The 25,786-nt window shown below is 41.3% G+C and carries 19 protein-coding genes; 6 read left to right on the top strand and 13 right to left on the bottom strand.

Features of this window, described 5'->3' with window-relative positions:
- Nucleotides 1–35: 35 nt before the first annotated feature.
- The 5 genes from DWX23_RS04890 to DWX23_RS04910 are packed head-to-tail and all read right to left on the bottom strand — an operon-like array spanning nucleotide 36 to nucleotide 8,557.
- The gene (locus DWX23_RS04890) at nucleotides 36–1,838 is read right to left on the bottom strand and encodes an Mfa1 family fimbria major subunit (protein ID WP_122373642.1); all 1,803 of its coding nucleotides are present in this window, start codon (nucleotides 1,836–1,838) and stop codon (nucleotides 36–38) included.
- A gap of 37 nt (nucleotides 1,839–1,875) precedes the next feature.
- A complete protein-coding gene (locus DWX23_RS04895; protein ID WP_122373643.1) occupies nucleotides 1,876–3,387 on the bottom strand; it encodes a DUF3868 domain-containing protein in 1,512 nt (503 codons plus the stop codon).
- 10 nt (nucleotides 3,388–3,397) lie between these two features.
- Nucleotides 3,398–3,964 carry a DUF3575 domain-containing protein gene (locus tag DWX23_RS04900; protein ID WP_122356419.1) on the bottom strand — a complete coding sequence of 189 codons (567 nt, stop codon included), beginning with the start codon at nucleotides 3,962–3,964 and terminating at the stop codon, nucleotides 3,398–3,400.
- Between the two features lie 19 nt (nucleotides 3,965–3,983).
- On the bottom strand, nucleotides 3,984–5,678 hold the full coding sequence (locus DWX23_RS04905) for a DUF4906 domain-containing protein (protein ID WP_233587504.1): 1,695 nt from the start codon (nucleotides 5,676–5,678) through the stop codon (nucleotides 3,984–3,986).
- 56 nt (nucleotides 5,679–5,734) lie between these two features.
- A complete protein-coding gene (locus DWX23_RS04910) occupies nucleotides 5,735–8,557 on the bottom strand; it encodes a FimB/Mfa2 family fimbrial subunit (protein ID WP_122373645.1) in 2,823 nt (940 codons plus the stop codon).
- Nucleotides 8,558–9,056: 499 nt separating this feature from the next.
- On the opposite strand from DWX23_RS04910, the gene argS reads away from it, so the two are divergent.
- Nucleotides 9,057–10,850: an arginine--tRNA ligase gene (gene argS / locus DWX23_RS04915; protein WP_122373646.1), complete on the top strand. Its 1,794-nt coding sequence runs from the start codon at nucleotides 9,057–9,059 to the stop codon at nucleotides 10,848–10,850.
- Between the two features lie 75 nt (nucleotides 10,851–10,925).
- Here the strand turns inward: argS and topA are convergent, their stop codons facing one another.
- Nucleotides 10,926–13,274: a type I DNA topoisomerase gene (gene topA, locus DWX23_RS04920; protein WP_122373647.1), complete on the bottom strand. Its 2,349-nt coding sequence runs from the start codon at nucleotides 13,272–13,274 to the stop codon at nucleotides 10,926–10,928.
- A 157-nt stretch (nucleotides 13,275–13,431) separates the two neighbouring features.
- Here topA and DWX23_RS04925 point away from each other — a divergent pair, with 157 nt between their 5' ends.
- Complete coding sequence (locus DWX23_RS04925; RefSeq protein ID WP_122356427.1) at nucleotides 13,432–13,695, top strand: tetratricopeptide repeat protein; 264 nt, start codon at nucleotides 13,432–13,434, stop codon at nucleotides 13,693–13,695.
- A gap of 26 nt (nucleotides 13,696–13,721) precedes the next feature.
- Here the strand turns inward: DWX23_RS04925 and DWX23_RS04930 are convergent, their stop codons facing one another.
- The gene (locus DWX23_RS04930) at nucleotides 13,722–14,762 is read right to left on the bottom strand and encodes an alpha-L-fucosidase (protein ID WP_122373648.1); all 1,041 of its coding nucleotides are present in this window, start codon (nucleotides 14,760–14,762) and stop codon (nucleotides 13,722–13,724) included.
- Between the two features lie 95 nt (nucleotides 14,763–14,857).
- On the bottom strand, nucleotides 14,858–15,484 hold the full coding sequence (locus tag DWX23_RS04935) for a porin family protein (protein ID WP_122373649.1): 627 nt from the start codon (nucleotides 15,482–15,484) through the stop codon (nucleotides 14,858–14,860).
- A gap of 323 nt (nucleotides 15,485–15,807) precedes the next feature.
- On the opposite strand from DWX23_RS04935, the gene DWX23_RS04940 reads away from it, so the two are divergent.
- On the top strand, nucleotides 15,808–17,925 hold the full coding sequence (locus tag DWX23_RS04940) for a TonB-dependent siderophore receptor (protein WP_147382523.1): 2,118 nt from the start codon (nucleotides 15,808–15,810) through the stop codon (nucleotides 17,923–17,925).
- 61 nt (nucleotides 17,926–17,986) lie between these two features.
- Here DWX23_RS04940 and nagB read toward each other — a convergent pair whose 3' ends face one another.
- The 5 genes from nagB to DWX23_RS04965 form a co-directional block, all read right to left on the bottom strand.
- Nucleotides 17,987–18,799 (bottom strand): glucosamine-6-phosphate deaminase, encoded by an 813-nt coding sequence (gene nagB / locus DWX23_RS04945; RefSeq protein ID WP_122356435.1) that lies wholly within the window; start codon nucleotides 18,797–18,799, stop codon nucleotides 17,987–17,989.
- A gap of 126 nt (nucleotides 18,800–18,925) precedes the next feature.
- Entirely contained in the window at nucleotides 18,926–20,122 is a 1,197-nt protein-coding gene (locus tag DWX23_RS04950) for an FprA family A-type flavoprotein (protein ID WP_122356437.1), read from the bottom strand.
- Between the two features lie 4 nt (nucleotides 20,123–20,126).
- A complete protein-coding gene (gene lgt, locus DWX23_RS04955) occupies nucleotides 20,127–20,975 on the bottom strand; it encodes a prolipoprotein diacylglyceryl transferase (RefSeq protein ID WP_122373651.1) in 849 nt (282 codons plus the stop codon).
- Nucleotides 20,976–20,985: 10 nt separating this feature from the next.
- Nucleotides 20,986–21,882, bottom strand: a complete 897-nt coding sequence (locus tag DWX23_RS04960) for a diaminopimelate dehydrogenase (protein WP_122356441.1) — start codon at nucleotides 21,880–21,882, stop codon at nucleotides 20,986–20,988.
- Between the two features lie 235 nt (nucleotides 21,883–22,117).
- Nucleotides 22,118–23,110 (bottom strand): sugar phosphate isomerase/epimerase, encoded by a 993-nt coding sequence (locus DWX23_RS04965; RefSeq protein ID WP_122373652.1) that lies wholly within the window; start codon nucleotides 23,108–23,110, stop codon nucleotides 22,118–22,120.
- 155 nt (nucleotides 23,111–23,265) lie between these two features.
- Here DWX23_RS04965 and DWX23_RS04970 point away from each other — a divergent pair, with 155 nt between their 5' ends.
- The 3 genes from DWX23_RS04970 (at nucleotide 23,266) to DWX23_RS04980 (ending at nucleotide 25,650) form a co-directional block, all read left to right on the top strand.
- Complete coding sequence (locus DWX23_RS04970) at nucleotides 23,266–24,213, top strand: FimB/Mfa2 family fimbrial subunit (protein ID WP_122373653.1); 948 nt, start codon at nucleotides 23,266–23,268, stop codon at nucleotides 24,211–24,213.
- 244 nt (nucleotides 24,214–24,457) lie between these two features.
- Nucleotides 24,458–24,871, top strand: coding sequence for a hypothetical protein (locus tag DWX23_RS04975; protein WP_122373654.1), 414 nt, complete (start codon nucleotides 24,458–24,460; stop codon nucleotides 24,869–24,871).
- Nucleotides 24,872–25,068: 197 nt separating this feature from the next.
- Entirely contained in the window at nucleotides 25,069–25,650 is a 582-nt protein-coding gene (locus DWX23_RS04980) for a DUF3575 domain-containing protein (RefSeq protein WP_122373655.1), read from the top strand.
- Nucleotides 25,651–25,786 lie beyond the last annotated feature (136 nt).

A 25,786-nucleotide genomic window follows, 5' to 3' on the forward strand; every position in this document is an offset into this window, starting at 1 on the left:
AACTTCTTATAAAAAATCAGATCGTCCATTCAAAATTATAAATCTACTCCCTGCTTATACCAGGTCCAAGGATTAATATTGATCTCTATAGAGAGGAAGGCTTCTTCTTCCTCATCCTTCTTGTCTGTATCTGGAGGAGGAATAGTCGGATATCCAGGGTTCTTAATCGAATTAATAGTAATATCATATACCGAATTACGTACTACCCCAAATTCTCCAAGCTTGTTGTTTGTATTATCCTCATCATTATCATGTTTGATCATGATAGTATAATAGGAATCTCCTCCCTTATAATAAGAAACAGAGCCATAGATATCAGCACCGTGAGTACTAACTCCAGCTTGCTTAAATGATTCTGCAAGTTCCTTAGCTCCTGCCTCTATTTGACTGTCGCTAGAGCCATATTTAGTTGTAAAAGCTTCTTTCGTTAGAAGAGCAACCGCATCCACATCTACAACAGATTTTCCTTTCAAATAAGTAAGGTAAGTATTGAATGTAGTAGTCAACGAAGTAGGAAAGTTATCAGAATCATCACTTTTATATTTTGAAACCAATTCAGCCTCAATATATTTTATAAGCAAGCCATAGGAATAATAACCGGAACCGACCTTAATCCAATCATTTCCGGATATAATCTTTCCTGAATCATCGACATCAGCATCACTGTTAGTTGTTCCATTATAGACACCCCCATCGTTCGGAAGTTTTAATCCGGTAGGTGCGATTGTAGCTTTCAGCAATACATGTGTAGTATAGGCTTGATAATTATCAGCTTCTTCCTGAGTATTTTCCAAACAATACAATGCCGGTATCTTAGAGGCATTAGGACCTGTGGAAGGACCGGCTGTTGCAGCTGACCACTTACCTGTTGCGGTGGCATCAGCCTGAGTATAGAATTCGTAATTATCCGTATAAGGAGATGCACCGATATTAGGCATACTCGTCTTCTGACCCTCAAAATTCGGATCTTTCCTGTAAGATCCGAACTTCCATATATCATATGGAGATATACAAGTACCACGACCACCAGCTGCTGGTGTTTCCATCCACGTCTTGGATCTTTCAGACATCGGGAAATATTTTTTATTCGTTACATTCAAAGCCCATCCAACAGTAGCAACATCGATACTGTTTCCTGTATAATTAGCATCTGCGAACAAACGTACTTTCGCAGCGACACGATCGACAGTCAGTTGTTGCGGTTTACTTTCCGCTTCCCCCGCAGTTGGATAGGTTACCAAGTCTATATCTTCTACATCAACAGTGCCACCAGTGTCTGTAATCTTTGTTGGTTCCAGCTTTCCTTTGGCATTTGTCATCATAAAGTTATTTGTGCCAGCACCAATCACAGAAGTCACATCAGTATTTACAATCGCTGCGTTTACGGTAGATAACTTAGCATTTGTTAAAGTTGCCGCAGTTTTAAATTCTGTGGACGGATTTAATACAACCATAAAAGCTTTCGCTGTCTTTTTTACCTTGAATGCACTTGTCGCAGTTCCACCGCCTTGTCCAGGTGTATTTATTTCCGGATCACTAGACCCCCATAGCTTTACATCTACCACGCTCGGATCAGGAGTAGGAGTATCCACATGGTTATCAAAGAATACAACCATCATTTCATTCACCTTTGTCTCATTTTCAGTACCATTTTCAGTATTGGTGGGAGTATTCAAGGATTTGGTCGTTCCTCCTGTTCGGACATTAAGGGACACCCAGGCTTCTCCATCTGTATTGTCGACACCACCGCCATCTCCGCCGCCATCCGGCAAACTTTCACTACATGCTGCAAACAGTAATGCTGCGCATGCCATCATAAATAGATTTTTCTTCTTCATTTTACTCAAATTTAATTAGTAATTTTTACTCATTTATTTATCTCATTTTATTCTCTATCTCAACTATATTGATTCTTTTCTTTTCCAATTCTTTCAAATTATTTTTAGCCGCTTCCAATCCCGAACGGGCAGCAGTGTTCAAATAATTCTCTGCCGTATCATACTCCTCTTTCAACAGTGCCAATACACCCATCGCATTATCGTATTCCGACTGAACATTTTTTACCGTCAACCGATTCAGATAACGCTCTGCCGCTACCAGATTTCCCTGAGAAAGAGCCGCTGCTGCCGCATTTATATTTGCTACATCATTCTCCGGATACATCCTTACCGCAATTTCAAAAACTTCTACAAATTCTCGGGAACCGACCGGATAACTATTCGCCACCATGAACATTTCATTCAGGCTCAGATTCTGCGGACGTCTTTTGATCACCTCTTTCGCTTCATTCACATCGAAGTTCTTCACGTTATAATTAACTTTACAAACGGCAACACGCAAACCCGGATAAATATTTTTCAGTAAATACTGATAAGGTACACCTCCGCGAAACTGTTTTAACTTCGCCTTTCGCTCGGTATCTATCGAATAAGTATCGATAATAGCCAATATCTCATTCTTATATTCCATATCTCCGGCATCAAGTACTTTCACAAGGCCCTCCCAGTTTTCACCACCAAAAACAGTACGATACTGATCTTGTGAAAAATCATACCGGGATAGCAGATAATCGCGTAAAGCCATAGCACGCCCTTCCGATAAACGTTTATTGTTCGCCAAAGAACCTTCCGGAGAAGCATAACCGATAATATCCAACCCTTTTACTTCGATACTCGGATCGGATTTCAATTCATCGATCATTGAACGGATCTTTGCCAGTTCCTGCGGATTGTTCATATATTCGGGACGAATATTCGTTTTATTCACCTCGAAATCCAGAAAACTTTCCACTTGTATGTCACGACGTTTGATATCTTCCACCACAGGTTTGATAAAAGCCATGTGAGGCACAACGACATAAGGTTCCGGTATATGCTCCAATGCAACCTTATCGGCAACCGGCTCCACATTCATTAATAATGTTTCTCCGCAACCGCATTCATCCCGTTTCACGTCCAGATGAGCATCTGCCATCCACGGCTCATAAAGCAAAGCATACCGGTACTGAATCGTTTTGTCGGTCCGCTTATTTAGACGTTCAACCAGATAAGGTTTTTCATACACAGCTTTCTCTCTGGCGCTCATCAGGGAGAGGGTACGTTCATACACACGATATTCATCCTTTCCTTTCATTGTGACTTTCGGTAAACTATACATCTTTTCTGTAGAAGTCAGTTGCGGAATAAAATCTACACCACGGGTAGATTTCACTTTCACACCGTCCAACACGATCTCCATATGGATATAAAGAGAATCGCCAACTTGTTCCAGTTGTACCGGATTCACAGTTATAGCCCCTTCATAAGAACGCGATTGTCCCATTACCGGAAAACAGCCCAGGTATAAAACAGCCATTACGCATATGATGAATTGTATATTTCTTCTCATTCTCATTTTATTATTTAATCAGATAAATAAATGATATACTCGCTTTTGTCGGTCCGAAATAATTTCGTCCCGTATCTTTCAGTTTGGAACCGCACTCCGCACAAGGATATTTCTCATATTCGATACGTGCATATCCCAATCCGACAGAAGCTTCAATACTCCAACGTTTTTTCAATATCCAGGAATGGCCGATCGACAATCCTCCACCATATAAATGTCCCTGATACCGGTTTTTCTGCATGTTATCACTAAATAGTCCCGGAAGATTTCCAACATTAAAGTCTGCATAATGTGCATGTAATCCGACAAATGTCCGGTTGAAACGCTCACAGAACCAATAACGCACTTCCGGTTGTATTCCCCAATGACGTAAACGTCTGCCGTTATCCGGTTTCCAGGGATTATAATTGACCGGAACATCCAACGTCCATTTAGGAGCCAGCCCTATTTCCAGGCCAAGATTCATGGTTGTTGTCAGATCGTACAACAGATTACTCTTGACCGCAACCTTCTGCGCTTTACTCCCGGGAACAAAATAACCGAGCATCAATAATATCAGTATAAATACTTTTTTCATCTATATGACTTTTTATTTACTAATTACCCAATTGAGCAATATCTATTTTTATACGTTGTGTAAAACTTCCTGTTGAAGAAGAACTACTTATTGTCGTAAGATTTACCACTCCCCTTCTTGCCGTACCGGAGGAATTGGGTTCCACCTCTACAAATATCTTTCCATCGTCCACCGTTATATTGGTAGTATCATTACGCGACACCATAGATGAAGGACGCAATTTGATCCAATTTTTAGTGGACGTCGCATCATCGAGAGAAGCTGAAAGACAATAATAGTTTATTGTTCTACCCGAATAACTCTCCCCAGAAGGTATATATCCAAGTACTTCCCCACCTGAAGGGACCGCACTTCTTTGTTTTATTTCTACGACTTTCTCCAGATTGCCTAAATTAAGCGTAACATGAGCCTGATCTGCCAGTCCATTTGAAATAGAAGCCTTCGCTGTCGTTTTTCGTGGATTGGTAGATTCTACAATAGGTATTATTCCATCACTTGGCGAGGTTAACCTAAACAGAGCCGACGAGATATTGCCGCTTATTGTTTTGGAGTTAGAGAAATTTATTGTACAGTTAGTTATAAAATCGAATATATTATATTCAACTGCACTACTGGTATAAGCTATAAAAACAGAATTACTCACTCCAAGGTAGTAAGAATCATTAGCCACTATTTCATGTGTATCACTGTCATCCACCAGCAACTCGGTTTTCAGGTTCACATTAGACGCACCAGATAGCTTAGCATCAGCAATCGTTTCATACCCCGCCCCTGATACTTGCTTAATCTGAAATATATAGGCATAATTACGTAACAGATTTTTCGGATTAAATTGGTCATACATATTAATCATCGACATCTTATAGTAATAATCTTTTCCTTCGTATTCTCCCTGAATAATCATATATGTATCATTCTCTCTTGAATTCGTTTCATAAAAATAAACCGGCTTCCCATTTGTATTCTCTCCTGCCGCATCGATCAGATTGGACGAATAAGAAGCATCCTTTCTATACTCCGTCAGATTGGTTACACTACTCATTATGTTTGTACTCAAATTGTGCAACTGCCCCTGCCGAGGGACATTACCGACCGATGTTATTCCTTTGAATTTAAAATTACCAGCCTCGTTAAAAATAAGAACATGCCCTACCACACGCGTCATTCGCAACGGAGTATCATCCGAATTCGCTATTTTGGTTGTATTATCTATATTCGTCAAGCCTTGCAGCAAATAACTCATTGGAATCGTTTCCCCATTGTCATACGGCATATATTTTCCATCCGAAGGAGTAAAGAGGTCAGTCTTCAGATTATTACAGACAACCGATAATTTATCCCCGACAGCCAGACCAGCGGGAAAATCCACAAAATTATACACTTGTGAACCGTAGTAATATTTCTGCTTTGAATTAGCCAATATCAATATCTGATAACTGGCACCATCGGTTTGTTCTGTCAACAAGACATACCTCTTCCCTGTCCCGATCATTTCAAAAGCCTGCACAGCCTCTACAAAAGTGGCATTGTTGTCATTTCCTCTGAAAACCAGTACCCAGGGCTGCATTCCGACACTCCATTCATCCGCCGCTCTAGTCGTAGGAAGATTATGAGAGTCAGCACGATTAAAAATTTCAATTCTCACCTTGCCATCAGAGGGCTCATCAGGACCTGGCAGATCCGAGATAAGCACCTCATGGTTACAAGCCGACATAAACATGAGTATGAAAAAACAGCTTAACCTAATTATATTATATATCAACTTTCTCTTCATTTTTTTACACACCGAATTGTATTCCCAAACAAATGACTGGTAGATATGGGTTTTGTCGCATCATAATTGAATTCAAAATTCCACATATTACCATAAGGATTACCATTCTGTACTCCAGTGGATGTATCCGTCCACCCCGGAGCAACAGAAGAGGCCCAATAATATCCGGTTTCACCAGCATATTCCAAGCTGCCATCCAGATACCATCTTCTCCCTGCCGACGGCAAGAACAAAGAAGCTTTGGTACTTGCATTGAAAAACAATGTACCGAGATAAGCAGCTTCCGTATTATCCAAACTAACCCCTTTATATTTTTTAGACGATCCGGCAGGTGCACTACCTGTGGACGGGTCTCTGCTATCTCCCACAACCATATTCCTCTCCATAACAGGACGCCTGTCAAAAAAGCCATCCGCATAACATCCGTATAAGAGTTCTGCAAGAACACCAGGAGTATACAGTACCGGCTTATTAGCCGATTCAAATGGTTGATTTACTGTGTTCCATGACGCATCACCTTTCATGGGAGACGTGAACAAAGACATTCTCCAATCCGACATATAAACCTGAGCATCCGTACTATTTACTGCCCTTCGATCCAACGGACCGTCTGTCGGGCGGTAATACCCGGGAGGACATACTTCATAATACTCCTCATATTTCACACCCGACGTTGCTCTCCAGTAAGAGAAAGCCGACAACTGGATAAAATATTGATTCCCTGGCCAACCTGTGACACTCCAGGGGGAAACACTACCCAGATTCTTATTAGTCGGATGATATGCACGACGTCCCATAACTGCATTAGCTATCGGTAATCCCCATTGAAAATGAGCTCCGGCCTGAGTCGGATATTTTACAAAATCGACTTCAGTAGCAAGATTACTATAATTCATCTCATAATACTTCAAAGTCGTATTCGGGGTATTTTTAAAAGTACTCACCGTCAAATTATACGGAGAGAATTTAGCTCCGTAACTGGAAGTTCCGGACTGTCCCCCGCCTCTCATCAGATAATCAGGCTCTTCACCCTGGCGAATATATAATTGGGCTGTATAAGTAGCATTACCATGAGCATAAGTGACATTCACTACCCCATATCTCGGAGCACTTCCTTCGGCTCTTGTTTCTGCCATGCCAATCCGGAAATAAATACGTCCTCTCCCTTTCACGGAGGTACCACTTTCCCCCTGATATTGATTAGGTGTAACCGGATATTTTTCCGGATCACCAGGATTGTCAGTTCCTATATAAGGGTCAAAACTGGGAGTTGTACTTAATACTATAAAATCCCGGCCCCCGTTTGCTTCATCCACTTCTGCCGTCCAGGCATCCGCCACCCCCCATCTGTTTCCACTGATTACTCTTTCACCTTTTTCACTATTTCTGAAAAAAGCACCTATATAAGAATCATAGCCTTCAGCCTTTGATCCGAAGTCAAAGCGCACTCCATTTTGATTTACAGTGACATCAATCGTCTTTTTTATAAGATTTGTTTTACTCCAATAATCATCCGTACCTACCAATGTGAGTGTATAGGTCTTTGTTCCCGCCACATTGGGTTGGTCCAGTAAAATATCCATATAACCATCTCCCGTCGCAGGATTATAATTGAATCTTTCATTTTTATTCAAATTACTATTATCAGACCTGTAAGACAAGACATTAAAGACCTGGCTGGTTTGTAATTCAGCACCGGTACTCCGATCCACGACTTTTTCATCCACGAATACATACGGCATATTCGATTTAAACGAAATTCGTGCCCCGTTAAAATCAGTAATATTCACCTTTGTATCCGAAACATTCAATATTCTATTCCCTGGTATCTCCCAACCGATCCAATCATAATTCCAGTCAGACGCTATGATATTCACCAGTAAAAAATCCTTTATAGTTCCAGTAAAATCCAATTTCGTATTTTTCGGCAAACTATAATTTGCATCCGGTTCCGAACTAATAGCCAATCTACATGACGGGTTATACCTCGTTTCCATATTCAATGTGAAAATAACAGCTTTCGACTCATCGGTTGAAGAAGCTGGCTCATTGGCAGGTAAAATGATACGAGAAATTTTCTTAGCCCATGTAACACCGGCAATCGTCGTATCTGAAAAATAACTTGCATCGGAAGTCCTTAGCAATTGGCGGGTCACACTTCGTTCAATAGTACCTGTATAATTATCTGTCAGAGCGACCTTATCAGGTATATTACTGAATGTAACGCCTTTAAATTCTGTTTCAAAATCATCAGCTGCCTTCAGTAACACGTCAACACGAACTCCCATTCTGTTCAACTTCAGTTTCAATTCGGAGACTATCGTACCACCACTCAATTCCGCTCCTGCCCCTTTGGTCAAAACCTTAACATATTCGATTTCCTGCATCATAGGAATATTCTTATTCGAGGCAAAAGCATTTGCCGGATAAGCAATATTGTCTAAGTTGCTATATGAAGTAATCGCATCCAAAGCAGATGAAATCAAAGACTCCGTCGGTTCATTTGCCAAAAATACAAAACGATAAGTTCCCGGATCAATAGGATGTTCTACCGTGTTATTCACTAACTGTCCTGCAGAGTACAGGACATTGGATATACATAAATTTGTCACATGGTCAAAAGCCAGGACACGAAAAGAACTTACATAATAATCCTCTGCAGTACCCGGGTGAGTACCACTTAGTCCGAGTCCACTGATCGACAGATAAGAACTTTTTGTACTTTTATTAATGACTGTTTCATCTACACAAGATGAAAAAGCAATCAAAAATAAGAGACAAACCAAATTTATGTATGTGCCGCATTTATCCAACATCATCTAATAAGCCTTTTTTGATCTCCCATGAGATTTTGTAAAATTCTAGTGCTATTGGCTCTTACTCTATAAAAACTACCGACTCTAAAGTTATATCCCATCATTAACGACCACTATTTATTTTGGCGTAACTTTAAGCATATAAATTATCCCAAAAACACTCTTTCTATATCATTACAAAGATCGTAAATGTCAAATAAATCATTGCGCGATAACCGTTTCTGATATCATACACGCATTATACAATATATCTCCTATTTCACAACACCCCCACGGGTATTTTACATTTTCCGCAACTTTCTCGACATTTTAACTATACACACATGCTAACCATACATAATTCAACGGCTTTCGCATGAAAAAAGCAAGTGATCATCCAAAAAGAAGATTTATAGTAAAGGCTCGGGTTCCTGCTAATTCAAAATACCTATACGCAGGTTTTTAGAAAATAATCATGTACCTTTGCATCCAAAATAAAATCAGAATATATAGAAGTAAGAATATGGTTATTGAACAGCAGATCACCGGTGCGATCATTGCCGGAATTAAAGAACTGTACGGTGCCGAAGTTTCAGAGGCCCAGATTCAGTTACAGAAGACAAAAAAAGAGTTTAAAGGACATCTTACCCTGGTTGTATTTCCTTTTCTTCGTACATCCAAGAAATCACCGGAACAGACAGCCCAGGAAATCGGCGAGTATTTGCTGAAAAATGAACCGGCTGTATCTGAGTTCAACGTAATCAAAGGTTTTCTGAACCTGACCGTTGCCGGTCCTTGCTGGATCGACCTGTTGAATACGGTCAATGCACAACCATCTTACGGGATCATTCCTGTTACGGAACAATCTCCGTTGGTGATGATCGAATATTCTTCTCCTAACACAAACAAACCCCTGCATCTCGGTCACGTACGTAACAATCTGCTTGGTTACAGTTTGTCAGAGATCATGAAGGCAAACGGGAACAAAGTCGTTAAAACGAATATTGTAAACGACCGTGGTATTCATATCTGCAAATCGATGCTCGCCTGGCAGAAATGGGGTGAGGGCGTTACTCCTGAATCATCCGGCAAAAAAGGCGACCACCTGATCGGTGATTTCTATGTATTATTCGACAAGCATTATAAACAGGAACTGAAAGACCTGGAAGCAAAGGGCCTGACTAAAGAAGAAGCTGAAGCTCAATCTACGCTTATGGCTGAAGCACGTGAAATGCTTCGTAAATGGGAAGCCGGCGATGCCGAAGTCCGCGCATTATGGGAAAAGATGAATAATTGGGTTTACGCCGGTTTTGATGAAACCTATAAAATGATGGGGGTAAACTTCGACAAAATATACTACGAATCACAAACTTACCTGGAAGGAAAAGGCAAAGTAATGGAAGGTCTTGAAAAGGGAATTTTCTACCGCCGTGAAGATGGTTCGGTATGGGCAGACCTGACAAAAGACGGACTGGATGAAAAGCTGTTACTCCGTGCCGACGGTACTTCCGTATATATGACACAGGATATCGGTACAGCCAAACTGCGTTTCGACGATTACCCGATCAACAAAATGATCTATGTCGTTGGAAACGAACAAAATTATCATTTCCAGGTATTATCCATCCTGCTCGATAAGTTAGGTTTCGAATTCGGTAAAGGCTTGGTGCACTTCTCCTACGGAATGGTAGAACTCCCGGAAGGAAAAATGAAGAGCCGTGAAGGTACTGTTGTCGATGCTGACGACCTAATGGAAGAAATGATCGGCACGGCTCACGAAATATCTCAGGAACTAGGGAAACTGGATGAAATGACTCCGGATGAAGCGAATAATATTTCCCGCATAGTAGGATTAGGTTCACTGAAATATTTTATCCTAAAAGTCGACCCGCGTAAGAATATGACCTTCAACCCGAAAGAATCTATCGACTTTAACGGGAATACCGGTCCGTTCATTCAGTACACATACGCCCGTATCCGTTCCGTTTTGCGCAAAGCTGCCGAACAAGGAATTGTTCTTCCCGAACAATTACCGGTTAACACCCCTATTTCGGAGAAAGAGGAAGGGTTGATCCAGATGATCGCCGACTATGCAGTGACAGTGAAAGAAGCAGGTAAAGAATACAGCCCGGCTTATATCGCCAACTACATTTACGACCTGGTGAAAGAATATAATCAGTTCTATCATGATTTCTCTATCCTACGTGAAGAAAATCAGGAGATCAAACAATTCCGCCTTGTACTGTCAGCCAACGTAGCCAAGATCGTAAAATCTGGTATGTCGTTGCTGGGGATCGAAGTTCCGGAAAGAATGTAATCAGATCCAATACATATATAATATAAAAAAACTCCTGCTGAGAAATCAACAGGAGTTTTTTTATGATCTATCGGATTATGCTTTTTTCTTTGTCGTTCGTTTCTTCGTTGCCGCAGGCTTTTCTGCAGCTTCGGTAACGATTTTCATACATTCTTCATAAGTCAGTTTCTCCGGATTCGTAACTGTCTTCGGTATCCGGTAATTGGCTTTCTTATAAGTAATGTAAGGACCATAACGGCCATTTAATATTTCCAATTCAGGATCTTCCTCAAACTTCTTCAGAAAACGTTGTTCATCTTTCTTACGCTTTTCATCGATCAACTCGATCGCTTCTTCGGCCGTAATGGAAAGTGGATTCATATCCTTCGGTATAGAGACAAATTTCCCATCATGGCGAATAAACGGTCCGAAACGACCGATAGCGGCTACCATATCTTTACCTTCATATTCGCCGATCGTGCGAGGCAGATCGAACAATTTCAATGCTTCTTCCAGCGTGATCGTTTCGATAGACTGGCCTTTCATCAATGTTGCGAACTGAGGCTTAGGAGCCTCTTTGTCATCCGGATGAGCCTGACCGATCTGTACAACCGGACCATACCGACCGATTTTTACAAACACCGGATTGCCGCTCTTAGGATCTACGCCCAGCTGACGTTCACCGACCTTATGCTCTGTTTTCACGGCGGCTGTTTCTTCTACGATCGGATGGAATAACTTATAAAACTTATCGATCGCTTCTGTCCAGACCATATCTCCTTCAGCAACAGCATCAAATTCCTTTTCCACACTGGCTGTAAAATTATAATCCAGTACATCCGGGAAATAAGACATCAGAAAATCGTTCACAACCGTACCGATATCAGTAGGCATCAGCTTGTTACGGTCTGCACCGACAATTTCTTTCTTATCGACTTCCTTGATCTTATCTTTTGCAAGCGTGATCACGCTATAAACACGTTCCACACCATCCTTATCGCCTTTGATCACATATTCGCGATTCTGTATCGTCTGAATGGTAGGAGCATACGTAGAAGGACGACCGATACCCAGTTCTTCCAGACGGCGCACCAGACTGGCTTCCGTATAACGCGGCGGACGCTGAGTAAAACGTTCCGTTGCTACGATATCGTTCAACGACAATACCTCATGCAATTCTACCGGCGGCAACAGACCATTCTCCTGTTCCTTTTCGTTTTCATCATCGTAGCTTTCACGGTATACCTGAAGGAAGCCGTCGAATGTGATCACCTCACCTACAGCTACAAACTTTTCTTTCTTATTATTGATACAAACGGAAATCGTCGTACGTTCCAGTTCGGCATCCGCCATCTGTGACGCAATCGTCCGTTTGCGGATCAATTCATATAATTTCTTTTCCTGTGCCGATCCGCTGATCTCCGTATTACTTATATAGGTAGGACGGATAGCTTCGTGCGCTTCCTGTGCCCCTTTGCTCTTCGTGTGATACTGGCGGAATTTATAATATTTCTCTCCATAAGTTTCCAGGATAGCCTCTTTGGACGTTCCTAACGCCAGGTCACTTAAATTCACCGAGTCGGTACGCATATAAGTGATCAATCCGGATTCATACAGACGTTGTGCGATCATCATGGTCTGCGACACAGAGTATCCCAACTTACGGGCAGCTTCCTGCTGTAATGTTGAAGTAGTGAAAGGAGGTGCAGGTGATTTCTTTACTGGTTTCTTTGTGATCTCGTCGATACTAAAAGAGGCAGATTTGCAGGATTCCAAAAACTCCATTACCTCTTTTTTATCTTTCAGACGCTTGTTCAACTCCGCTTTCAGGATCGTTGTCCCGTCAGGAAGCGTAAAATTAGCTATGATACGATAGGCTGCTTCCGAGACAAACTCATTGATCTCACGTTCACGTTCTACGATCAGGCGGACAGCAACCGACTGTACACGACCGGCAGACAGTGCTGGTTTCACTTTCCTCCATAGAATAGGAGAAAGTTCAAAACCCACGATACGGTCCAATACACGACGTGCCTGCTGTGCATTCACCAGGTCGATATTGATATCACGCGGCGTTTCGATAGCATGCAAAATAGCATTCTTGGTAATTTCGTGGAAAACAATACGTTTAGTATTTTCCGGTTTCAATCCCAGAACTTCGTACAGATGCCAGGATATAGCTTCTCCTTCGCGGTCCTCATCGGATGCCAGCCATACCTGTTCGGCTGCCTTCGCTTCGGATTTCAATTCGGAAACCAACTTCTTCTTATCAGCCGGAATCACGTACTGCGGAGCATAATTGTGCTCGATATCGATACTAAATTCTTTTGTTTTCAAATCGCGGATATGACCGTAACTTGACATAACCTTAAAATCTTTCCCGAGGAATTTTTCTATGGTTTTTGCCTTGGCAGGTGACTCCACTATTACCAGATTCTTTTGCATAATCACTTTTCACTTTTTAGAAATCGAGTGCAAACTTACATAAATAATTAACGTAACCGTACATCAGTAACAAAAAAACAGTTTTTTAAACCGTGATTATTATGTATGTAAGCACTTCAGAATTATCTTTGTCCACAAAATATCACATTATTTCAATATGGAAACAATCAGACAACTTATCAACGATAATAAAACAGAAGAAGCCTTGCGTTTGTTGGATGAATACATAAAAAAAAATGCTTCAGACGATGAAGCATTTTACCTGCGTGGGAATGTATATCGTAAAATGGGCGATATCCGACAGGCATTGAATAATTACCTGACAGCCATAGAACTGAATCCCGATAGTCCGGCACAAACGGCCTACAATGCCCAGATCAAAATATTAGATTTTTATAACAAAGATATGTATAATCATTAACAGCTCTGCCCATATATAAAAGTGTTTTATTGAATCTTTTCCCGCAACTCTTTCAATAGCTGGATATCTTTTGTCCGTATTTTACCGCTACGATCAGGTGGACAATTCAGGATAAGGATATTATCATTCTTTGTACACTGATGATACAGTTTTGCCAACTCGTCAACTGGTTTATATTTTTTGTCGGTCGTATTATAGAACCAACGTTCGCTGATACAAATGGTCGATTCCCACGGCATATAATACTCTTTTCCTTCATGAGTAAAGACTTTCGGATCATTATCAGCAGGCAGATAGGGATCTCCCAGACGGAAATCACTCGGGAAGTAACGGATCGGATAACCTTCCTGCTGGTTTTCCGGCAATACAGGATGAGCATCAGGATTATCCGGCAAGCCGATCGTCCAGTTTATACCGATCTGGCAATCCGGCTGTCTCGATTTTATCGTCTGATAAATCTCTTTCACCGGCCAACGGTAATTCTCTTTTTCCCAACCTCCGTCAAACCAGAACTCTACAATATTGGTATGCGGCTGCACAATATCGATCAATTCATCTAATTGGTAAAGCATGTATTCATTATAGGCGGCGTCTTTACCAGGATCTTTCACATCTGCATTCACCTTACGGTCCCATAAAGAATAATACAGTCCCAGACCGATATCATATTTTTTACAGGATTTTGCTATCGATTCAATTACATTTGTGGTATTACCCGAACTCGCTACATCATATTCCGTATATTTACTATCCCACAGACAGAATCCTTCATGGTGTTTTGCCGTAAGAATGACATATTTCATGCCGGCCTCCTTTGCCGCCCTGATCCATTGATCGGTATCGACAGTCGTCGGTCGATAAGAAGAGGCTGGCTTGGAACCATCCGTCCATTCCTGATCCTGGAATGTATTCAGTCCGAAATGGATGAACATCCCATATTTACGGGCAATCTGTTTTTGCTGTGCTGGACTGGGTCGATGGGAAGGGACTGGTAAGATCTGTTCCTGCCCACAAACGAAAGGTATGGACAAGAACAGAAACAAGAAATTAATTATTATCTTTTTCATGGTAATAGAATTTTATACCACAAAAATATCATTCTTTTCTATTCGGATATATTCAGATTTCGTTATATAGTTTGCAGAATCCGATATTACATCTCTTAGAAACGCCAACCGACATTGAACTGAAGGACACCGTTACGGCTTTTTCCATCCAGGTCGGAAGCACTAATACCTAAACTACTATTTTTATTTATAAAAGAAGCGATATTGTCTTTATCAAGAACATTTGTCAATCCTATATTATAGCTTAATGAAAACATTACACCCTGAGATGTCTGATAACCAGCACCAATCGCTACCGAAAAATCAAATGATTTAAACCAATCGCTGGCAATATCCGTTGAAACAGAGGTTCCGGATTCAGATGCTTTTAACTTTGAAGAAACCTTGATTCCTATCTGAGGACCTGCAAATAAGTTAAATCCTTCATAAACATAGCCTTTAAATAAAAAAGGAATATTCAAATAATCATTCTTAAATTTCACTGAAGCACCACTTTCTTTCAGTTTAGATCCTTGCATCGAATAGAATATCCCCGGTTCTATTGCAAAGTTATCAGTCATCATCACTTCACCGGCTACACCTACATTCAGTCCCGGTTTCATACTTCCGTCAATATTTGTCATATTGGCAAAGTTCAAACCGATCTTCGGAATAAAATGAAATTCTTGTGCACTTGCCTGAAATGCGACGAAAAGCAACAATAATAAAGCGATCTTTTTCATACTACTAAATTGTTTTAGATATTAAACACAAAATACTATCTCAATAAATTTAAACAATTATATACGTTCCATAAGGCCCGTTTTTACTCATAAACACGGACCAAAGATAAACACTAAAAGCAAAATAAAAACATTTTTACTTTTTTTAACCGTATACAGTATAAACGTTACCTGATCGAAACTATTACAAAGAAAATAAAGTTTAGCTCACTTTTCTAAAATATTCTTTTCGGTCATTCGTCACCGATATATAGATAGGCTATCCAAACAATTACAATTTTGAATTACAACAAACCGAATGAACGGAATTAGAAATGAATCGTATGAAGACAAAGACAATTTTATCATTTATCGCTACTATATTTTTACAGCTCCTACCTGTATCGGCCCAACAAGTAACCATGTTGGGAGATTCTACATTTGTGACTACCTCATCCTTTCTCCTGGACGAAGTGACCGTAACCGCTAAATCGGTTATCAATAAAGGAGACAGACTGTCGATATTACCTTCCGAGACTCAGCGAAAAGGTTCTACGAACGGAGTTGATCTACTAAATAAAATGCAGTTATCCCGTATTATGGTAGATGTAATATCCGGAGAAATAACCACCCCGGGAAATGGAGAAGTACAATTGAGAGTCAACGGGATACTTGTCACCTATCCCGAAATAGCAGCCTTGAATCCGGAGGATATTGTCCGGATCGAATATCACGACAGCCCGGGAGTGCGTTACGGAAATGCCGCTGTAGTAATAGATTATATAACATGTAAAAAAGAATCGGGAGGCGGCATCCGTGGCGGTGCTTTTCACAGTATCGGAAAAGATCGTACCTCCATAGACGATATGCTTTCCGCAAACTATAATAACGGCAAATCAGAATTTTCAGCTAATGTCCGCTTTATCCAGCGCAAAGGTGACTGGATACGTGAATACGATGAAAAATACCTATTTCCCGATCACGAACTAGAACGAAAGGAAATAGGAGAACCCACACTTTTTAATAAAAAAGTACTGTATTCAAATCTGAATTACAGTCTGCTGGAAAAAGATAAATACATCTTCAATGTACAATTCCGGTATAGCTATAACGATTTTCCCGCCGGATATGAAGATCGTAAAAGCAAGCTCTACTCATCGGGGGTGGACATTCCTCTGTCTATTTACGACCATACGGTAGAAAAAAATCATATCCCGGCTCTCGACCTTTACTTTCACCACAATCTAAAAAGCAACCAGTCATTGATATTTAATCTGGTCGGGACTTATATAGAGACCAAGAATACCCGTATTTATCAGGAAATAAGAGAGAATATCCCTGAGACAGATATATTATCCGATATTTCAGGAAAAAAGTATTCATTGATAGCAGAAGGTATTTATGAAAAAAGAATAGGAAAAAGTCAATTCACCGGAGGTATAAAACATATCCAGTCTTATACGGATAATAAATATACAGGAACAGCAACTACCGATGTAACGATGAATCAAAGCGAAAGTTTCGCCTATGGAGAATACCAACTGAAAACAGGAAAATGGAGTTACATGGCAAACCTGACTCTCTCCCGCTTCTATTATAGCCAACGCAATAATAAGAATGAAAAATATGCCCTGCAACCGTCTCTACGCGTCACTTACAATCCAAATCAGGACCTATCTTTCCGTTACAGTGCAGCTTTGAAGAATAACACTCCCTCTATCGCTTATCTCAACGACGTGGAACAACCCATTGACGTATTACAAGTACGAAGAGGAAATCCCGGCCTGAAATCGTTCCAAAGCATCAATCAATCCTTCAATGCAGGATATAACAAAGGTCTTTTCGGAATAGACGCATTAGTAACCTATAATTATGAGCACAAGCCGATCATGGAATCCATATTCTACGAAGAGGGTAAATTTGTCCGAACATACGATAATCAGAAATCTTTTCAGAACCTAGCTTTTGAAGTAGACTTCCACATAAAACCCTGGAAAGACCACCTCAGTATCTCTGTTATTCCCGGCCTCAACCGCTACATCAGTCACGGCAACAACTATTTACATACCTATACAATGAAATTGCTTCGTGTCAATCTTGACTTTTCATATCGTCACTGGCTCGCCAATTTCGCAACCATTGTTCCTCCAAACCGATATGTTTATGGAGAACAATTGATGAAAGGCGATTTGATGCACACACTCATGGTTGGATATAAAATGCCGGCCTGGTCGGTAATGGCTGGGGTATACAATCCTTTTATCCGTACTTACAGATCTGAAAACGAAAACTGGTCGGCCCTCAATCCTGTAAAATCGGATATTCACAGTAATAATATGGCGAGAACGGTAGTCATTAAATTCAATTTCAATCTCAATTTCGGCAAACAACTGAAGAACATCCGTAAAGCCGTCCAAAACATGGACAACGACCCGGGTATCATATCAGGAAATAAAGACTAACAAAAACGGAGCTGTACCAAAAGGATACAGCTCCGTTTTTCGTTTTATAAGCTTTTAATACTTACTTCAGCAAGCTACAAGGACAAAGATTATCTTTTTCGATATCTTTGAAGTAGTTGTATGTACCTACTTTGATATCAGCACAAGCAGCTTCATCAGCCACGATGATACCTTTCGGGTGCATCTGTAAAGCAGTGATTGTCCACATCTGATTGATGGAACCTTCAACAGCCTGCTGCAAAGCACGAGCCTTGTTATGACCGTTTACCATGATCAATACTTCTTTAGCATCCAGTACAGTACCTACGCCAACCGTTACAGAAGTTTTCGGTACTTTGTTCACGTCGTTATCGAAGAAACGTGAGTTAGCGATGATCGTGTCTGTAGTCAACGATTTTACACGAGTACGTGAAGACAAAGAAGACCCCGGTTCGTTGAATGCAATATGACCGTCAGGACCGATACCACCCAGGAACAGGTCTACACCACCCACAGCCTTCATTTTTGCTTCATAAGCAGCACATTCAGCTTCCAGATCAGGAGCGTTACCATTCAGAATATTTACGTTTTCCGGTTTGATATCCACATGGCTGAAGAAGTTATTCCACATGAAAGAATGATAACTTTCAGGATGATCTTTCGGCAGACCTACATATTCATCCATATTGAAAGTGATGATATTCTGGAAGGAAATAACACCTTGTTTATTCAGCTCGATCAGGTTCTTGTACATTCCCAGCGGAGATGATCCGGTAGGCAATCCCAGTACAAACGGTTTTTCTGCTGTCGGATTCGCTTTCTTAATCTTTGCAGCAACATAATTAGCAGCCCATTTTGAGAGTTGCTCGTAATCAGGTTCAATAATCAGTCTCATAACGTTTGCGTTTTTTTCAGTTGACAGTTGACAGTTGACAAGTGACAGATATAGTCACCCTCCTCCGCGCACCGGAACTGATAGGTTATTAATAGTTTTTTTAGATCCTTTTTTAACTGTCAACTATCACTTGTCAGCCGTCAGCTGTTTCGCCATCGCTTCGCCCAAAGCCCAGCATTCTTCATACTTATCGGCTTTCAAGCCCTGTTTTTGTTCAACAGGAGTACCAACAGTTTCCCATTTCATCTTTTCTCCGAAAGCCGTCAGGCGTTTTACCGCAGCACCGGCCCAGGTAAATGAACCGAAGTAACCATACAAACGGTTCTTCACCTCGCGCATTTCAATCTTGCTCAGAATAGCTTCCACTTCCGGGAACAAACTGTTCGAGTAAGTCGGACTGCCGATGATGATACCTTTATATTTGAATACATCTTTCAATATATAGGATGCAGGACTCTTGCTAACATTATGCAACACAATATTCTTCACGCCATGTGCCGACAGCGATGAAGCGATCGCTTCCGCCATCTGTTCCGTATTACCATACATGCTTCCATAGATAACGACAACACCGTCTTCTCCTTCATAACGGCTCAGACGATCGTATATCTCAACCGCTTTCTTAGCATATTTACGCCATACAGGGCCATGAGTCGAACAGATCGTTTCGATACCCAATACAGAAAGTTTCTGTAAAGCACGCTGTACCGGATTACCGTATTTACCGACAATATTGGAATAATAACGGATCATTTCTTCCCAGTAATGATCCACATTCATTTCCTCATCGATCACACCGCCGTCCAATGTACCGTATGTACCGAAAGCATCGGCAGAGAACAGCAACTTGTCCGTCGAATCGTATGTCACCATCACCTCCGGCCAGTGCACCATCGGAGCCATATAGAAAGAAAGCTGATGACGGCCGATATTCAGCGTATCCCCTTCTTTCACTTCGTAAAGTCCGGTCGTTATATTGTGATAGCCGTCCAGCATACCAAATGTCTGCTTATTACCAATGATCTGCACGTCGGGATATTGCTGGCGCAACAGGCGGATACTTCCGGCATGATCGGGTTCCATATGGTTCACGACCAGATAGTCGAGCGTCCGTCCGTCCAGTGCATCTGCTATTTTTTTCAAAAAGATATCAGAGTAGCAAACATCCACCGTATCCACCAATACAGTCTTTTCGTCTACAATCAAATATGAATTATAGGAAACACCATACGGAAGCGGCCACATATTCTCGAAGAGGGCCTTCTGACGGTCGTTAACTCCTACGTAATATACCTTATCTGCTATTTCTTTTAACTTATACATCTCTTTAATTTCGTCTTTTTAATTCTTCGTAATTGTTCGGCTTTCTCGTCAGTGCTCTCCAAACGAACCAGCAACCGGCCAAAACAAACGGAAAACTGAGCCACTGGCCCATATTCAGCATCATACTATCTTCAAAAGCCTCCTGATTGTTCTTCAAAAATTCGATGAAGATACGCGATCCGAACACGATGATCATAAAGACCCCGAAAATAAGTCCTTCGCGTTTCCAGGCTTGCTTTTTAAAATAAAGCCACATACATATCCCGAAAGTGACCAGATAACACAGTGCCTCATACAACTGTGTCGGATGGCTGGGTACCGTAAAGATTGGCTCCGCTCCCATTTTCCAGGCATGTAAGTTCTCGATAAAACGGAATCCCCACGGCATATCGGTTGGATGTCCGTATATTTCATGATTCATGAGGTTACCCAGACGGATCATAGCCGCAACCAGCCCGGTCGGAACCACCAGCTTGTCAAACGTCCACAGCATACTTTTATGTGAGACACGTTTGGAATAGAAATAAATGGCGATCACAATACCTAACGTACCGCCATGACTTGCCAGTCCGCCTTCCCAAACCTTGAATATCTCTATCGGATTAGCTAGATAATATCCGGGATCATAAAACAGGCAGTGTCCTAGCCGGGCGCCGACCACAGTTCCTACCATAGTATAAATAAGCAAGGAATCGATCCATGCAGGAGGAAGTTTTTCATTTTTCCACATCCGGCTCACGATGGTGTAACCAATCCAGAAGCCGATGGCAAAAGCAAGTCCATACCAGCGAATTTCGCGTGAACCAATGGAAAAGATGGCGGGGTCAGCCGTCCAGGTAATAAAATCAAGCATATTTTTTATATTAAACTAGTCGTCTGATCAAGTCTTCTCTTTCACCGCAGATCATATCGATCACCGGTAATTCGATCATAGTGTAAGCACCCGGCTTTTGTTTGAAACTTGCGCGGGCAACGGCAACCAGGATTTGTGCAGTAAGAGCCGGATTGTTGATCTTCATGTCAAATTCAACCAACTGGTTCTGTGTCTTGCCTGATACACCTTTGCGCACCAGATTCACACCATGTCCCATATCCAGCAGGTTATCTACGCATTCTACCTGCATCACATGCGTTTCATCGTGTGCAAAATAATCGTCGGCTTTGATAGCAGCAGCCACCTGCTTGAAATCATAACCGTCTTTCACTTCGATATATACCATGCGGCGGTGAACGCCTGTACCCATCGGGATCGTCATCGACAAAGCGGCTTTCACACCTTCGATCGCTTTTACGGCAACCGTATGTCCCATACTCATACCCGGTCCAAAGTTTGTATAAGTAATTCCTTTCGGAACCATTGCTTCCAGTAAGGCGCGAACAACAGAGTCGCTTCCCGGATCCCATCCGGCAGAAATAACGGCAACCGTATTATGTGCTTTGGCTACAGCATCCAGCGAACGGCGCAGGTCTACGATACCTCCGTGGATATCGAAGCTATCTACCGTATTGATACCTAATGAAAGAATTTCTTTAGCGAATGATTCAACGCTACGGGTAGGAGTTGCCAAAACGGCAACGTCTACTTTATCTAACTTAGTGATACTGTCAGTTACAGTATAAGCTTTCAGTTCGTCTGGTACGTCATTCGGATTACGACGTACAACACCTGCTACTTCAAAATCGGGAGCAGCTTCCAGGGCCTCTAACACATACTTTCCAATGTTGCCATATCCAACGATGGCGGCTCTAATTTTCTTCATACTTTAGTTTTTACTTTTCAACCAACCGCAAAGTTAATTATTTATGGCGAAAATCCATCCGAAGCTTATAAAGAAAAGTTATGAGGTGATAAATGACCTGTAACGAACGAAAGCTTTACCGCAGACAAGAGGTAGTGCCATGCTATTGGCATTACCTTGTCATCGTAATGGCAATGGTCTGCCATAGTAGTGTCACTACTCCAGCTACGGCATAGTTTAATAGTCAGTTACCTTTTTATTTCTTATCGAAGAATGCATCGAAGGCATGTCCCGAAGGCTGGAAATCCACTTGTTTAACAAAGGCACAGGATTCACGCGCACCATGTTCGCGGTCCATCGCACTGTCTTCCCATTCAACCGACAGCGGTCCCTGATAACCGATATCGTTCAGAGCACGGATAATCTCTTCGAAACCGATCCGGCCGCGTCCCATACTGCGGAAATTCCAATAACGGCGGGAATCGCCAAAAGTGGAATGACCTCCGAACACCCCGATCTGTTTCGGGGTATCACTCCAATAAACATCTTTCATATGTACATGGAAGATACGGTCGGAGAACTGATAAATAAAATCGACATAATCGACGCCCTGATAACCCATATGGCTCGGGTCGTAATTGAAACCGAAGGCCGGATGGTTGTTCAATGCTTCGAGCGCCTTACGGGCAGAATACGTATCGAAAGCAATTTCCGTCGGATGAACTTCCAGACCATAACGGATACCCAATTTCTGATACTCGTCCATAATTGGTATGAAACGACGGGCAAAATCGGCATAGCCGTCTTCAATCATCTGATCCGTAACAGGAGGAAAAGAGTAAAGCCAGTGCCAGATAGGACTACCTGTAAATCCGGCAACCACATCAATGCCTAATGCTTTAGCGGCATGAGCCGTTTGTACCATATATTCGGCTGCACGCCGGCGTACGCCTTCAGGTTCTCCATCTCCCCAGATACAATCGGGCAGAACTGCTTTATGCCGCCGGTCGATATTATCGCAGACAGCCTGGCTGATCAGATGGATCGATATACAATAAAGTTTCAGGTCATATTTACCCAGCAGTTCTTTTATGCCGTCGTAATAGGCCTGATCCGTACGACGAACATCCAGATGGTTGGGTAATCCCAGTTCCAATCCGTCATATCCGAACGCTTTCGCTTTTTCACAAACTGTTTCAAGGGGTAAATCTCCCCATTGAAGGGTACATAAAGTTACTGGACGTGCCATTTTCTTTTTAATTTTAAGGTTATTACATTGAGTCTGTTTTCTACAAATCTAGAAAAAGTTCTGCTCATAACCGGCAAGTTCTCTCCTTAATATTTTTTAAATTCCGAAATTAGTATTTCCTTTGTGTAGATTTTATCATTAATAACTCCTTTGCTATGAAAAAGAAAGAATTATGTGCAGTTGCCTGCCTGTTTTGGCTCGCAGGTTGTAATGATCCGGCTTCGGACGAGGTTGAAATTGTAAAGAATTTATTTCCCGTACAATTCAGTATTCAACTTCAAAAAGAGGTACTTCCGTTCCCTTCTACCCGCAGTATGCCGCCCAACGTGTTCCCTGAACCGACAGTCCCGGATAAAGAAAACCCGGATAAAGAACTAAAGGACTTCTGCTCGACAATCGAATATTTGGTTTATGATAAAAATGACCTGGAGGAACCGGTAAAACACCATATATATAATGTAGAGACCGATAATGATTTCAGTATTGTATATGACACATTGCCTGCCGGTAACTATCAGGTCTACTTTTTAGCTCATCAATCGAAGAAGTCTTTATTTGTGAAAAATACGTTTTCGTTCGACAAGCTATCCGATACTTTCTATGGCACAAAAGTCTTCAATGTGGAAAAGACAGAAGAAACGAATATGGATATTGACCTGGAGCGGATTGTAAGCAGGATAGAGTTTAAGGCTATTGATCCTGTACCGGATGTAATAAAACAATTCGATATTTCGGTAAAAAATTATCCGGCCAAGCTGAATATACTGACCAAAGAAGGACTCGCTTCCTCCGAAGAACAAAGTTTCACTTATTTATTTAAACCAAATGATAAAGGACAAAGCGGAAAGACTCATTCTTTCTACACATTCGTAGCATCCGGCAGCAAAAGAATATCTGCCACACTTACCTCAACCGACATAGACGGACAGGTTATGCGTTGTAGGACAGTGACTGATATTCTACCCATCGCTAATAAAGTAATCCGTTATACCGGCATTCTATATACACCACCCAAACCCGATGACTCGGAAAACACCTTCAATCTGATCATTGGAAACAATGGGGAATGGAGCGAATCGGTGGAAAATGAGTTGCCGGAATAAAGGTTGTAAGGTTCAAAACTTACCAGATGTGAACGTAGGGGCGGGGTCTGCCCGCCCATCTTCACCGGTTGTTATATTATCGTCGCAAAGGGCGGGCAAACCCCGCCCCTACAGAACCTGTTATTTGGGTTCAATTATTTCTAAATTTGACATATTTATCCTATCATATATTATACTGATCTGCCTACATTTTAATTTTATTAAAACATAAACTATCTTTGTATCTTCACAAAAGAGAATCGTTATGAAAAAGAAAAGCATATTTAGTCTTATTTTATCACTTACCATCCTTTGCGGATTCAACAGTTGCCAAGATAAACCGTTCGACCCTGTTGATGATCCGAAAGATTTATTGTGCAATGGCTCCGGATGGTTTCGCCAATACATCGATTATGAAGGATTTGACTGTGACCAAAAGATAATATTCTCTTCCGATGGCAGAGGAAAAGAAATAATTGTATACTATGACAATTTCTTTCCAGAAGGCTTTGAAGAATCCACTTATACGTTCAGATGGTATTGGGATGACGAGTATCCCTATTCCATATTCATAGATTATAGCGATGGAACTTCCTCTTATTTTGGAGATATGTACATAAGTTCATACGAATTATCCGGCGTATTGGATGATTATGATGTTACTTTCGAACCCTTTTAACCTTAAATTGTATCATCAAAAGTAAATATTATGCCAAAATTTCTTATTCTACATACTTTCTAAAACTTATCTGAATTATAGTTGTTTCATTCATAAAGAGAGCAAGAGTCTCATAGGGTAAAAATCAGGGCGTAAGGCGTCTGAAACAATAAGGGAGGTTCTTCTTGGATGTTTAACAATTTGTGAGTAAAAGTACGATGAGAAGAGGAATATTGATAATATGCATTATTTATGCATTTGTCAGTGGCATAGCAGCACAAGTAAAAGATAATAGAAACCATTTACCGGCTTATGCAATCAAAACAAATGCATTATATTGGGCAACGACAACCCCGAACCTGGGGTTTGAAATAGGGCTATCCGATAAATTTACACTCGACCTGTCGGGGAATTATAATCCATGGACATTTTCCGACAGCAAGAAACTCAAACACTGGCTGGTTCAACCCGAACTACGTTACTGGACCTGCGAACGATTCAACGGACATTTCTTCGGACTCCATGCACATTATGCCGAGTACAACGTTGGCGGCATCAAGATGCTAGGACTCAAAGACCACCGTTATCAGGGCAACCTCTACGGAGCCGGTGTTTCCTATGGTTATCATTGGATACTCAATAAGCGCCTTAGCATAGAGGCGACGATCGGAGTTGGTTATGCTTATCTGGATTACGATAAATATCCCTGCGGCCAATGTGGTAGTAAAATAAAAGACGGCCACAGGAATTATTTCGGTCCCACCAAAGCTGGTCTGAGCCTCATCTATATCCTCAAATAAACAAAAAAAGAGTATTACAAATTAAGAAACATTTTACATATATTTTTATATGTACAGCCACTCTTATGCCTCATAAACGCATAAGAAACCACTAATGACAGACAGGAGGGAAAGACTTCCACACAGAGTATTAATC

The organism is Parabacteroides sp. AF18-52, from assembly GCF_003479145.1.
Classification (GTDB): Bacteria; Bacteroidota; Bacteroidia; order Bacteroidales; family Tannerellaceae; genus Parabacteroides; species Parabacteroides faecis.